Origin of the sequence: Methanobacterium sp. BRmetb2 (genome assembly GCA_003491285.1) — an archaeon.
Lineage (GTDB): Archaea > Methanobacteriota > Methanobacteria > Methanobacteriales > Methanobacteriaceae > UBA117.
The window spans coordinates 1,822,018-1,835,898 of record CP022705.1 but is presented as its reverse complement, the minus strand read 5'-3'; the positions used below and the strand labels follow the sequence as shown (position 1 = coordinate 1,835,898).

The window sequence follows — 13,881 nt, the reverse complement described above, 5'->3', positions numbered from 1 at the left end:
ACTGAGTTGACTTGTTTACTCCTCTTGAAGTGATTCTCTTATCTTTTTGAATCTTTCGTTAAGTTCGTCTATTAATTTTGTATGTAGGATCAATTTTTCTCTCTTGACATCCTCTAAATAGGAAATATAACCATCGATTTCTGTTAACACGCTTTCTATTGCGAATGTTCCACGATCCATTCGTTTTTCATGTGATCGGGAAAAGGGGTGGCCAAATCCAAATAATTTATGAATAATTTTCTGTCCTTTTTCGGTTAAGTCATATCTTCCATCTTCTCTTTTGACTATCAAACCTTCATCCACCATTTTCTTGAGCATGGGATATACTGAACCTGGTGAAGGCCGTTTAGAGTGGATGTGACCCCTATGATGTTTATGGTTTATGTCATCTTTTTGAAGTATTCGATGTATATTTTCATGATGTGCTTGGACTGCATCCATGATCTCCACACCATTTTTAGGCCCATGCTGATCCAGGATGTGGAGTATCCAGATTCTCAGGCCTTTAGATTTTTGCATTTCTTCTATTTTTTCATGAAATTCTTCATGAATATTTTTAAATAAGTTATCCAACATATGGAATTCTTACCTCCAAATCGTATGAGCAATATTAATATCGAGAACTTGATATTAAATACAGTTTATAATTCTTCTAAATTAATTTTTAAGAATTTTAAATAGAATTCATATCAAGAATATCGATCTATCGATATCGACTAACCAATATTATCGGAAAACTTATATAAATAGTTTGTGGTATTGGGATTTGGTTAACTTGATGTGTATTTTTCCAAATTAATAAGTTAAAAATGAAGTATTACGATTAGTTTCTTCCTAGAATAACCAATGCAATTTGAGTTTGAATAATTAAAATATTATTTTGTGTTTAATAAATCAATATATTTATGGCGAACTAGTTGCAAAGGTCATTCCACTAAATAAAGATTGAAAAAATAAGAAATTATTTTTCGTTCAAAAAACATGACAGTTTATCAAAAACTAAATTAATTAATTAATTAACTGGTAACATTTGAATAACTTAAAAAAGTTGAGATGGTAGTATGGATAATAAAATATGTAGTTTTGTACAATTAACATCAATGATCAGGGACAAAGAGATACGGGTTGAAAATTTCACTTACCTTGAAGATGAAATGAATCCTGATAGTTGCTACGTAGAAGTAAACCTCATTGATGCTGACAGCGGAAGTGTGGAAGCAAAAATAGAACTGTATGGTCAAAATAAGGACGATCTAGTTAGCCAAGTTGAATATTTAAAACAGCAATGGCTGTCAGATGAGGAAGTCATTGAAAATTGGTAATGAATAATGGCTATTAAAAACAAAGAATAAATCAGATTAGAATTTTGAAAAATAGAAAAATGGCTCTAAATGGGGATGGATTATATCCATCTTTAATACAATAGTCACTATAGTTTTTTAAGATTTTAATTATAATGAAATGTTTAGATAATATTCATTAATATATAATCATAAATTTGAAAATGAAGGTTGAAAATATGGCAAAAGAAATAAATCAATTAGTGGTGGGCATAAGTCGAGAGGGCGATATAATTGTTAAAAGTGCAAGAGGCAGAATATATCCCGTTAAAAAATCTGCAGATTTAAAATTCACTTGTGAGGATTTATTCCAGGATGTAGAAAAAGATTTATTCGCCACTATTGACACGGAATCTCAACCTTGGGAATGTATCTCTATAAAATAGAGCAATGATTCATAGAAATAGATCATCATAAATAAAATTAGATTTTAATCAATTTTAAAAAAAATCAATTTTAAAAAATTGCCTAATTTAATAGCTGCCCAAAGGAATTTTTTAAGGCCCAAGCGTAAAGGCGAAACATTAAGGGCTGATAGTTTTAGGCAGTCTAAATTGAATAGTAAGAGATGAAAGAAAATTTAAATATTTAATTATATTTTCAATCGAATTGGATAATCTGTTTGGGTTCATAGCCCATTTTTTTGAATTTGGAATATAGAAATTCGATTTTTTTTATTTTTATTTTTATTATATTCATGTTTACCGGCATTTTTTTGATGAAATTTAAATTTAAACCCTTCATGGCGATTATATTCTTGTATTCTTCTTTATTTTCAACCACTGATGCAGTGCCAGATATCTGCATACCAGCTAAATTATCCATGTTGGTGTAGTCCTCATATACAGCGACAGAAACATCTTTATTCAGTAGAATATTGGCAAATTTTTCCCCACCTTCGCTTAAAAGGTAGATATATCCATTATTATAGTTGTATTCAATAGGCGTTGATCTTACCCTTTGTTTATGAGATGTGGAAAGTGTACATGTGTTGTGGTTGGTTAAAAATTCTTCTAAGATATTTTTTAAATCTGTAACTGGCATTTTTGGTATAAGATCATCTTTTATCAATTTTAACTCCAGCGCATAGTTCACCACATCTTCCAGTTTAAATTTATCCATATCCCCTAATTTAAAGCCAAGTTTTTCACTGAATTCCTTTAATAATTGAGAATCATTCTCTTTTAGCCTATCAAGTTTTAATATTCCGCCTAGAGCTCTTTTAGTTATTACATTTCCTAAAATTTTCTCAAGCGCGATTAAATTTTCATTCCCATCCTCAATATTTATACAGGTACAAAATAGAGAAACATTCTTCTTTTTTAACCAGTTAATGTTTTCTTCAATAAATTCAGTTATCTTAGGCAGGATTTTTCCACTGTATATAGGAGAACCAATAATTATGAAGTCAAAATCCTTATAATTATCACTAAAATCGGCGGTTTTACAATATTTTGCCGGACCTAAAACCAAAGATAAGTATTTAGCAATCTTCTCAGTAGTTCCATACTCACTCTCATAAACTATCACAGTTTTTTGCATAAAAAAGTTTCCTTTTATGATTAACTAGGACAACTGCCTTAAAAATCCTTTTACATTTTCTTGCACAGAATTAACTTCTTCATCGGATGGAATTTCATTATTTTAGTCTTTTAATTCACCGGCAGACATTTCTGGCTTACTTTCTCCAAACATGTCAAAGATTTCCATAATACCAGCTATAATGAGGAATGCGCCGATGATCACGGCTAATACTACTGGATGGTTAACATAAGAACCTATTATTACAAAGAGGATACCAATTAAAATTCCTAATAATCCAATTGTTTTTTCTTTCAGTCCTCTGCCTGAAAATAATGATGTTAAACCAGCCAGACCCAGGAATAAACCAACCAGATAAAGAGCCAGTAATGAAAAGAATTCAAATGCTTTTATATCTGCAATGAAAACTATTCCTAACATTATGGCAAATAAAGCCAGTATTAGGGAAGCTACTCCTACAGCCAGACTTCCTGATTTAAAGCCATGTGCAATCAACCATATTCCCAAAAATATTATTCCAACACCAGCTATGGCATTAACCGTGAAAACACTGATCAAAGGAAATATAATTACCATTAAACCCAATAAAATTCCCAAAATTCCTATTAAAACATTTTTTTGTTCACTCATACTAAATTCTCCAGATTATAATAATTTCATCTTGTTTAAAATATGTGACACTTAATTAATAAGCTTATCTTTAATCCTAATATTGAATAGACTTATCTAAATCCTTTGTTTTGACTCCCACTTTTCTAAACTCTGAAATAATAATCATATTCCTAAAAAATATTATGGTAATTCTACTAGAAGGTGATGTTAATAAATAAAATAATGGGAATTAAGTAAAATTCTAAAATATGGTTGATATGTGTCATAAAACACACATATTTGCCTTGATTTAATCTTTTATATATTTTATTTCAAAAAAGCACATATTTAAACTTAATCGAAGATTAAAAATAGATAATTATTTAATAATTAATATTATAAATTAAATACAAAGAATTTGGAAAAATAGATAAAGATATTGGGAAGTAAACGGTTAAAATTAGCTAAATTGTTATAGGGTTTACCCTCAAAACAAACTATAACTTAATATTTGAATAAACATCCTTAAATTTTCATTTATTAATTATAATAATAGGAGTTATAATTTATGGCTGGAAATCAATATAAATGGGGTACAGTTTTAGTTGCTTGTTTAGCAATTTTCATAATTGTTCTAGATTCATCGGCAATGAACGTTGCAATAACCAATCTAGTAGTGGACTTAAATACTACTTTATCTGTTATTCAGGCAATTATTGCATTATATGCTCTCATAATAGCCTCATTCATGCTTTTAGGCAGTAAACTTCAGGATATTCTTGGTAGAAAGAAAACTTTTATTTTAGGTCTATTGATTTATGGGTCGGGAACAACAATTGCAACTCTTAGTATGAATGCAGGTATGCTCCTTATAGGATGGGCTGTTTTAGAGGGTATTGGTGCTGCTATGATGTTTCCTGCAACCACTACACTTGTAGCTTCTAGTTATGAAGGTAAGGATAGAATCACCGCCTTTGGAATTTGGGGAGGAATTGCAGCAATGGGTGCAGCCATAGGCCCTATAATAGGGGGAATTTTCACCACTTACCTTTCATGGCGATTGGTATTTGGATCTGAACTGCTATTTATTGCAGCCATATTAATATTCAGACACTACTTGACAGAATCAAAACCAACCCTGAAATGGAAAGATTTAGACATTGTAGGGGCGCTGCTTTCAATCGTGTCACTTGTATTAATCGTTTTAGGCATTTTACTGCTGACAAAACCACAATTCTGGGAATACGTTTTGACTCTGATTGTTTCTGGTTCGATTATATTCATTGTATTCCTATTATGGCAGAGAAGAAGAATTAATAAAGGTTTAGAACCGTTGACCGACATATCTCTTCTTAAAAATCGTCTGTTTGGATTGGGTAATATTAACTCCATTATATCTCAAATTCCTCTGGCCGGTTTTCTTTTCATCATACCGGTATTCCTGCAGCAGGTCACCAAACTGAATGCATTTGATACAGGTTTAACCCTTTTCCCAGCATCCATCACCATTCTTGTGTTTTCAATAATTGGAGCGAGATTATCATCAGTTTTAGAATCTAAATATATATTGATGATTGGTTTTCTAATCTCTGCAGTAGGAACATTCATCCTATCTGGGGTTTTTAATGTGAACACTCAAATGATGGATATTATACCTGGAACCATAGTCTTTGGAGTAGGAGTTGGCCTTTTACTATCACAGTTAACTAATCTAACCATGTCTGCTGCTAGAAGTGACCAGGAAACTGATGCTTCTGGCTTATTTAATTCCTTTAAAAATTTAGGATATTCATTAGGAACTGCTTTAATTGGTGTTTTACTTTTGATTGGAATATTTGGAGGTCTTACAGCAGGTATAGAGTCATCGGGTGTGGCTGAGAATATGACCACCAAAGAGATTCAGGACAGTCTTTTTAATTATGTGGAAAAGATGCAGACGGGTAAACCCCCAATACCCTCTGAACTCGTGCCACAGGCTACCCAGATAATTGATTCAACAATAAGCTCGGCAATGAAGCAAACATTTACTACGTTATCATTAATTCTTGTTTTAGGATTTATTACGAGTTTTTTCCTCCCTAAGACTAAATATCAGCCCCCTTAACCTAATATACGTCTTTTATTTAACTGTTAAATAGTAATTGTGGGAAAGAAAAATTTATTATTATTCTAATTTTTCAATAATTTATGGGAAAAGTACAATATTTGTTATTGGAAATAATCCCACAAACACTTATTCATGTACATTGTACGACCGTGCCCATACGAAGTACTTGAATTCAATTTACAACGCTAATAATGGTATTTAATAATTTTAGATTGAATACAAGCACGAAAAAATTAATATTCCTCTTTTTTCAGTAATTTAAATTCATTAACTTTTTTATTGTCTCTTATTTTAATTTATTCTTTTTTATTAAATAACTTCAAATTTTATAAAATATTTAAATAATATCTCCATATTTCTTTTAATCGTTTTATAAGACTATAAAAAAGTAATATAAAAACAAATATGTTATAAATGGTAGACTAAAGATACAAAATTCTTTAATATTGATACCTGTGACTAATGTCACAAATAAAAGAAAAATTTAATATATGGGAATAATTATATACTACAACATAAATTTCAGTTAGTGGATTAAAATTCCACGTCAATGTGACTATTTTCAGTTTTAAAGCTGTACTTTGACCATCTTTTTTAAAAATTCAGTTATTTTCCTGTGGATAATCAGTTAATTTTTCAGATCATTATATTATAAAATAGCTGTAAAAGGGGGTGAAAAAAGCGTGAAAAAACATATTATTTTAACTACAAGTATTCTTATTCTTGCTCTTTGTTTTGCTGGAGCAGTTGCAGCCGAAACAGTAGATGATACTCCTGCAGCACCAGATAATCCTTCAACCACAGGGTCTCAAGAAACACCTGCTGAAGATACAGGAGTGGATGTTACTATTACTGGCCAGGTCTTAAAGTGTTCTGATGAAACACCATTTGCTGGTGCTACAGTTACTGTTACACATGAAGATGAAATACTGGCCACCATTAATACTAATAGTGCAGGCCAATACATCCTAAATTTCCAAACAAACTATACAGATTTTAAAGTAACAGCCACCTCAACCGGACACAACCCACAGAGCAAAAACATCACCATAAATCCAGGAACAGAAAACACGGTCTACGCCACAGCAGATTTCACATTAGGAGTAGGAGACACCTATGTATATGGAGGATGGGCAACCAACCCTGATGAAATGATTACATTCCCTGATGGAACAACCATCAACAAAAGCGCTCCCAATGCATACATTAGCATCACTGATGGAATAACCAACGTCGATATTGGCAAAACCGTCTACGTAGCAGACGGAACCTACAACGAAGATATTGTTATAAATAAAGATCTTAATTTGGTAGGCCAAAGCTTAAACACTAGAGTTGGTAGATTTGGAGGTAGACCTGTAACCATAAACAGCTGCACGGTCACCATAACCAATTTCACCATACAAAATGGTTATTTATTCGGTGATTCTGTACGAGGTGGAGGGATATACAATCAAATGGGAGATTTAACTCTTAATCACTGTATATTAGACAACAACATGCTTTCCGGATGGGATATGGAAAATGGTGGGACTGCATATGGTGGGGGAATATGCAATGAAATGGGACTATTGACTCTTAATTACTGTACACTAAACAACAATAGAACAGGCACCGACGGAGCTTCATATGGTGGAGGAATATATAACAATGGTACTTTAATCATCAATAATAGCACCCTACAAGGCAACCAAATCACTAACAGCTGCGACCTCGGAACTTATTCCATTGGCTATGGTGGAGGAATATACAACGAGGGTGATCTAATAATTTTCAATAGCATTATACAAGGCAACTACAACTACATTGACGGCTTATACGAAACTACTGCCCTTGCACGTGGTGGGGGAATATACAACAATGGTAATTTAATCATCACCTATAGCACCATACAAGGCAACTTCAATTACGCCAATGGCTACTATAGTTCTGGCAGTGCATATGGTGGAGGAATATATAACGATGGTGCTTTAACCATCGCCTATAGCACCATACAAAACAATAATAACTTCCTCAATGGAGATGCTACCATTAAACATGGTGGAGGAATCTATAATGCTTCTGAGGAAGTATCATTTAAAGTTAATTACTGTCGAATAGTAGTTAATGATCCCGATGCAATTTATAATAGTAATCCCGAAGCAGATTGTATGTACAACTGGTGGGGTTGCAATAATCCAAGATTTGATGAACTAATCCAAGGCATCCCGGTAATTAACACCCCTTGGTTGTATATGACCATTGCTGCTGATCCAACCACTATTGACAACGGCCAAGAAAGTACTATAACTGTAAGCTTCAACAATCTCTATGACGGAGAAAATGTGACACCCTTAGATCCAGCTATTGGACACATACCCGACAACACACCAGTAACATTCAACACTGACAAAGGAAGCATTGGATGTAAAACCATAGAAAAAACCACCACCGACGGAATAGCCACAACAACATTAACAGCTGATGAAACCGCCGGCACAGCCCATGTAAACGCAGCAACCGATGATGAGACCGTCTACGTAAATGTTATCATCAATCCTAAATCCAGCCTATACTTGACAATAACACCCAGCAAAGATAACCCTGTGGTAGGTGACACTGTAACCTACACACTCAAAGTAGGTAACAAAGGCCCAGACACTGCACGGAACGTGGTTATGACCTACACTATACCTGAAGGATTAGAATTTGCCGGTGCAAAAGTGGATGTGGGAACATGGAAATACGATCCTACAACAAGAACAATAACATGGACCATAGGAAAAGTACCCGTAGGAGACCCATACATGAAGCTGAAATTAAAAATAATAAAAGCCGGCACATACACCATCAATCCACAACTGTTAACCAGCACCTACGACCCTACAATCGACCAAGACACCGCAACATTAACAGTAAACGCAGCAACAACACCAGTACACGGAAAAACAGTGGGCATGCAAACCACAGGAATACCCATGGCAGCACTGCTACTAGCGGTTTTAATGGTTTTAGGAGGGATAGTAACTAGTAAAAAATAGATCCCTTTCTCTTTTTTTCTTTTTAATTAAATAAAATTACACTTTTTCTGAAATATTTTTAATTATTTGATGATTATATTGAACTTCATTAAATCCAATGTTTGTCACCAGTAGGTTACGAAAACTATTAATTTTAATTAATTCAAAATATGATGTATTTAAACTATTATTAAGTTGCATATCAGATTCAAATATATAAATAATCATATTTAAAGGCAATTAATTTGAATTCATTAATTGTGCAAAAAAGATGTTAGTATTGAGTTAAATCAGCATTATAAGGTTCACCTACATTTTTATTAAGTTAAACCCAAATAAAAAAAGTTATTATTTTTATTAGAAGATATATCTTAGACAGTAGCTAACTGAAGTCGAGATTAGGAATACATGACTAAAAAAAGAGATAAATAGCATAAGATTACAATTAAATCATTGATTTAATAGAATTAAAAGGGAATTCAAATATGAATGGAACGATTTTTAAAATAAAAGATAATGATGAGTTAGTGGCTTTTGTGGGAAAAACATAAAAAACGGATTTTCAAAACTTGATAGCATATCTTACTAAATTTGAAAACATTATATTCAATAAATAATATAAATTAACAATTATTTATGATTTCAAACTTAAATCAATGTTTTATCTTTTTCTTTAGAGTAGTAACTTCCAATTTTGATACTTGAATTATCTCTAGAAAGAATGAAATTTAAAAATAAAAAATTATTAACCAGGTTAATAGATGTTTATATGGTGATAAAATATGAAAATTAAATATGCTACCATCATAGTTGAGGATATGGATGAGTCAATTAGATTTTACACTGAAGTTATGGGATTTAAGGTAGATAGCCAATACAATCTCGGACCAGCAGGAACAATCACACTATTGAAAGGTGAAGGGGAAACTATGGTAGAAATCATTAAAAACCCAGTAGATGAACCGGGACTATTTTCCATAGGAATGGACGTTAAAGATTTAAACACCACAATTAAAGAGCTTAAAGCAAAGGGTGCTAAAGTCACAATGGAACCCATTCAAATAACAGTGGGATTACTGGCATTCATAGAAGACCCAAATGGAGCCAAGATAGCACTAATTCAACATCACTAATTCCTATTTTTTAATACTATCCATTCATTGCAGTTCTTATTTGCAAGAATAAGCCTTCCTCTTTATATCATGAGTTAGTAGCTACATCTCCACCTAATGGTATTTCCTTAAAGAACATTTTAGTTCGCATCTCCTTTAAATTAGAAACTATACGGGACAATTCACTTGCAGGAATACTGACCATAATGTCTTCTTGATTAATACTCATGTTTTTCCTTGCGGCAACGTCACCAAACCCATAGGTAACTTTTCCAGTCATATAAGGAGCTGCAGCCATGGAACTGCATACTGGAACTGCATCAGCGCCCAGCCCATGTTCTCCTGAATCGTAGGCATTTGCGTGAAGTATTTCCATTCCCTGTTGGGCATTGCAGACCATAAATATCACATCTGGTTCAAATTCTGCCTTATTTAAAGGAGCGAAAACGACAGCATTAAAAATTCCAGGGTTTATGTATGTTTCATTTTTCCTTGAACGCTGCACTGCTGGAATGTTCTTGTACAGGCCCTTTGGAACCATAAATGCACCGCTTTGTACATTTGCAGGAAATTCGCGCATATCCTTAAGTCCAGAATATCTTGCACCACCCATACATTCTTCCTCTTCCATAGTAGCATAAAATATTTCGCCGTTCATGGCTTTTTCAAGTTTTTTGCAGAATCTTGATTTACCTTCTTCCTTTCCAACATTCTTTGGCTCTTTTACAGACCATTTTATGGCTACTGGTTCATTTTTCAATTTTAGAAGTTCATTTAATTTATTCCCCAATTTATTATAATCCATATTTAAAACCTCTTTAACCCAAATAACGCTCATGTTGTGAGCATAAATTTAATCCATCCATTTTTTTCACTTAATTTTTTTAATTAAATTAGCTACATTAAAACCAAATTTTCTTATAACTTCCATTCCCTCTTTATCATCCTGAACCTCGCCAGGAGCCCATCCAAAAACCATGTTCCAGCTATTTGAACCGGGAACAATCATATCATTATATAAGAAGAACATTAGCATTTCCTGTATAGTAGATGTGTGGCCACCTCTGCGTGCAACGGCTATGGGGCCTCCTACTTTCCATGATAAAAAGTTCTGATTAAAAAAAGATACCATTCCTATTCTCTGCAAGGCCGACATTATATCGCCACGTGCAGTGCCAAAATATACTGGGGATCCAACAATAAAACCTTCAGATTGTTTAATTTTAGTTATAATATCATTTATTCCATCGTTGATTATGCATTCATTCAATTCTTCACATTTCCTGCAATGCAGGCATGATTTGATATCTTTTCCTACAAATGATATTATTTCAGCTTCTAAACCTTCTTTTTCTATTGTATTAGCACATTCTTCTAAAACTTGATAAGTATTACCCTTTGGCCGTGGACTGGCACATAATAATAGCACTTTTTTCATAAATAACCCTCCAAACAGTTTATACTATCCTGAAATTCCATAACAAATACCTCTATTTTACTACAATGTGGAGAAATAAATCTCCTATATCTATGCTAAATTTCTGTTGATCAACATCCCTACTTTCCAATATCTCTTTACTCCAGTCGCCCATATTTGCCATGCCATTGTATATTACTGATAGGAGAATAATTGCTTCGGTAGGATCCACATCTGGCCTGATTTCACCATCATCAATAGCTTTTTGTATCGAATCTATTCCTATGAACATTATTTCTTTGAATAATTCCTTTACTTCCTGGAACTCTTCACTACTGTTCATTTTATCCATATCAAATTGTTTTTTAATAGATGTAGGAGAATATAAGAGCCTGAAATAGTCAGGATATTCATTGGAGAAATTTCTATTGGCATTTAGATATAATTTTAGCTTTTCTAAACCAGTTTTTCCTTTTTTAACCTCATTTTTAACAGTTTCAGCCCAAATTCGGATCCCGCGCAGAACTATGGCAAAGTACAGTGATTCTTTATTTTTAAAATATAGATAAAGGGTACTTTTGCCGAGACCGATTTCTCTTGCTATTTCATCCATTGAAACTTCGTTAAAATCTTTATCAGCTAATAATTTTCTTGCAGCATCGATTATATCGTTTTGACGCTGTTCTCTTTCTCTTTCCTTCCATTTTGCAAGTGACATACGATTTCACTCCAAATATAATATGACTAAAGATCACTATGCTGACTCATTAGTCAGTAGTATAACTTGTAGTCATATGAAGTATATAAAGATTTTGGATAGAAAATAAAATTTTTATTAAAATCGAAGAATTATTACTATAGAACAAAAAATTATTCACTTACTCGCTGCAAAAAAAATATAAAATATTAAAAGATCATTATTCTACTCTTCTACTAATTTTAGTTGGAACTAAGTTGAAATTTAAGTAAATATCCGATTTTTATTAAGGTCACAGAATATATTTACAAAAAAATTTCAAAATGTGGATAAATAGATCAATACATATAGCCCGCTTTATCTAAAAATGGTATTTTCTCATATTTTTAAAATTTAATAGTGGGAAGTATTGGGAGATGAAGATGGATATGATGACAAGTCAACTTCACATCTTAAATCATGTTCAACTGTGGTTTTTAAATAATATTAAATTTCAATAAAATCAAAAAAAATAGGTGTATATAAATTATAATGATTTTCTAACTTAATATATAAAATATTCCAGTTTAAGAAGTAAAAAAAGTTTCTAGGTTAGAAAATATATAAGAAACTTTTACCAATTTTTGTTTTTGTTTAATGAAAGAAATATAATTATAGAATTTAAACAGTGATTAACATTCCTTAACCCCTTAACTTTACTGTACCAATAGTAAATAAAATTTATTTAAATGTTTTATTAAATAAATAATTGAAATCCTCTAAAAAGACTTCATAACCTAAAATACTTAAAAATTTTAGATTCTTAATCTTATAAGAGTCGATACCTTTATTACAGCAGCTTTCTAATAATTAGATGATGACTGATATAGATTTAGATAAAGTGATGCTTACTTTATCAAGTACTTCATAAAAACAAATTGTTGTCACATATCATGCGCTTAACAAGATGAATGATAGAAATTTAGATTATAAATGGATTCTTAATTCTTTACTTAATGAAAAGCCCCAAGGTATATTAAAGCAAGATTCAAATAAGTTTAAATTACATTATAACCATCCTACTAAAAAAGGATATGACTTGATTATTATAATTGCAATTATAAATTCTCCCGAAAATATTATAAAAGTAACAACATATGAACAAAATGTAAAAAGAAGGTTGCGAAAAAATGGATAAAACATTTAAGATGGATAAAGATTATGATGTACAAAATGATGTTCTTTACCTTCGTATTAAAGATGATTACAAATATAAGGAATCTATTGAAATTGAAGATAACATAATAGTTGATTTAGATGTAAATTACAGGCCTGTTGCTTTAGAAATAGTAGAAGCAACTTCCATTTTAGATGTAAGTAAATTTTCACTAAAAAAACTTATTAAATGGGATATGTATATAAAAATAGATGAAGACTCAATCCGTATAAATGCTTCTTTCATAGTACCTGTTAGACATAGAAAAGTGGAAAAGCCTATTACTGCTAAAACTATGAATGACATCAATTTACCAAATATGCAAACTCATTATGATTTAGCAACAGCATAATTTTTTTTAAAATAAATTTTTCTAATTTATTAGATTCCAATAACTATTTAATTAAAAACCTAAAAATAAAATAAAATTTATAATAAGTGATATGTAAATAGTATAGGAGATTATATGTCCAATAAAATATCAGCTAAAATAGACAATGCTGTTATCAAAATTAAAAGCATTCCCGGATTTGAAAATGTTAAATTTATAATGCTTCACGGTTCTGCTTCTCGTGGAGAGATGAAGGAAGATTCTGACATTGATCTATGTATTTATTATAAAGGAGATCGGGATGAAGCATCAGATTTTAGATATAAGGTACTTTCAGAATTATTTGAAGATTATTATGATATTCAGATATTTGAAAATCTTCCCTTGTATGTTAAAAAAGAAGTTTTAAAGGGTGAACCTGTTTATTTACCTGATAAAAAATTTTTGTATGATATAGCCTATGATACCATTAAAGAATATGATTTATTTAAGAAATATCTATATGATTATATAGGAAAAGAAGCAATTGTCTAAAAAGTTAAAAGGATAA

Annotated in this window: 14 protein-coding genes; 8 read left to right on the top strand and 6 right to left on the bottom strand. The window is 31.6% G+C overall.

The genetic code is table 11. The features are described 5' to 3' along the window. Positions 1 to 15: 15 nt before the first annotated feature. Entirely contained in the window at positions 16 to 576 is a 561-nt protein-coding gene (locus CIT01_09205; GenBank protein ID AXV38364.1) for a hypothetical protein, read from the bottom strand. Between the two features lie 485 nt (positions 577 to 1,061). Here CIT01_09205 and CIT01_09200 point away from each other — a divergent pair, with 485 nt between their 5' ends. Both CIT01_09200 and CIT01_09195 read left to right on the top strand, forming a co-directional pair. Then, a complete protein-coding gene (locus tag CIT01_09200; GenBank protein ID AXV38363.1) occupies positions 1,062 to 1,322 on the top strand; it encodes a hypothetical protein in 261 nt (86 codons plus the stop codon). 197 nt (positions 1,323 to 1,519) lie between these two features. Further along, positions 1,520 to 1,726 (top strand): hypothetical protein, encoded by a 207-nt coding sequence (locus tag CIT01_09195; GenBank protein ID AXV38362.1) that lies wholly within the window; start codon positions 1,520 to 1,522, stop codon positions 1,724 to 1,726. A gap of 214 nt (positions 1,727 to 1,940) precedes the next feature. Here the strand turns inward: CIT01_09195 and CIT01_09190 are convergent, their stop codons facing one another. After that, complete coding sequence (locus CIT01_09190) at positions 1,941 to 2,882, bottom strand: pyridoxamine 5'-phosphate oxidase (GenBank protein ID AXV38361.1); 942 nt, start codon at positions 2,880 to 2,882, stop codon at positions 1,941 to 1,943. A 102-nt stretch (positions 2,883 to 2,984) separates the two neighbouring features. Continuing rightward, positions 2,985 to 3,512: a hypothetical protein gene (locus CIT01_09185; GenBank protein ID AXV38360.1), complete on the bottom strand. Its 528-nt coding sequence runs from the start codon at positions 3,510 to 3,512 to the stop codon at positions 2,985 to 2,987. 529 nt (positions 3,513 to 4,041) lie between these two features. Here CIT01_09185 and CIT01_09180 point away from each other — a divergent pair. The 3 genes from CIT01_09180 to CIT01_09170 all read left to right on the top strand — a co-directional run bounded on the left by CIT01_09180 (position 4,042) and on the right by CIT01_09170 (position 9,712). Next, entirely contained in the window at positions 4,042 to 5,577 is a 1,536-nt protein-coding gene (locus CIT01_09180) for an MFS transporter (protein ID AXV38359.1), read from the top strand. A 686-nt stretch (positions 5,578 to 6,263) separates the two neighbouring features. Then, entirely contained in the window at positions 6,264 to 8,600 is a 2,337-nt protein-coding gene (locus tag CIT01_09175; GenBank protein ID AXV38358.1) for a hypothetical protein, read from the top strand. Positions 8,601 to 9,361: 761 nt separating this feature from the next. Further along, positions 9,362 to 9,712 (top strand): S-D-lactoylglutathione methylglyoxal lyase, encoded by a 351-nt coding sequence (locus tag CIT01_09170; protein ID AXV38357.1) that lies wholly within the window; start codon positions 9,362 to 9,364, stop codon positions 9,710 to 9,712. Positions 9,713 to 9,779: 67 nt separating this feature from the next. Here the strand turns inward: CIT01_09170 and CIT01_09165 are convergent, their stop codons facing one another. The 3 genes from CIT01_09165 to CIT01_09155 form a co-directional block, all read right to left on the bottom strand. Then, entirely contained in the window at positions 9,780 to 10,496 is a 717-nt protein-coding gene (locus tag CIT01_09165) for a hypothetical protein (GenBank protein AXV38356.1), read from the bottom strand. Between the two features lie 66 nt (positions 10,497 to 10,562). Next, positions 10,563 to 11,129 carry an FMN reductase gene (locus tag CIT01_09160; protein ID AXV38355.1) on the bottom strand — a complete coding sequence of 189 codons (567 nt, stop codon included), beginning with the start codon at positions 11,127 to 11,129 and terminating at the stop codon, positions 10,563 to 10,565. A gap of 52 nt (positions 11,130 to 11,181) precedes the next feature. Beyond that, entirely contained in the window at positions 11,182 to 11,826 is a 645-nt protein-coding gene (locus CIT01_09155) for a TetR family transcriptional regulator (protein AXV38354.1), read from the bottom strand. 925 nt (positions 11,827 to 12,751) lie between these two features. On the opposite strand from CIT01_09155, the gene CIT01_09150 reads away from it, so the two are divergent. From CIT01_09150 to CIT01_09140, 3 genes are all read left to right on the top strand, one after another. Further along, the gene (locus CIT01_09150) at positions 12,752 to 12,982 is read left to right on the top strand and encodes a hypothetical protein (protein ID AXV38353.1); all 231 of its coding nucleotides are present in this window, start codon (positions 12,752 to 12,754) and stop codon (positions 12,980 to 12,982) included. After that, the gene (locus tag CIT01_09145; GenBank protein ID AXV38352.1) at positions 12,975 to 13,352 is read left to right on the top strand and encodes a hypothetical protein; all 378 of its coding nucleotides are present in this window, start codon (positions 12,975 to 12,977) and stop codon (positions 13,350 to 13,352) included. Before CIT01_09150 ends, CIT01_09145 begins: the two co-directional genes overlap by 8 nt. 114 nt (positions 13,353 to 13,466) lie before the next feature. Continuing rightward, complete coding sequence (locus tag CIT01_09140; GenBank protein AXV38351.1) at positions 13,467 to 13,865, top strand: nucleotidyltransferase; 399 nt, start codon at positions 13,467 to 13,469, stop codon at positions 13,863 to 13,865. Positions 13,866 to 13,881: the final 16 nt, after the last annotated feature.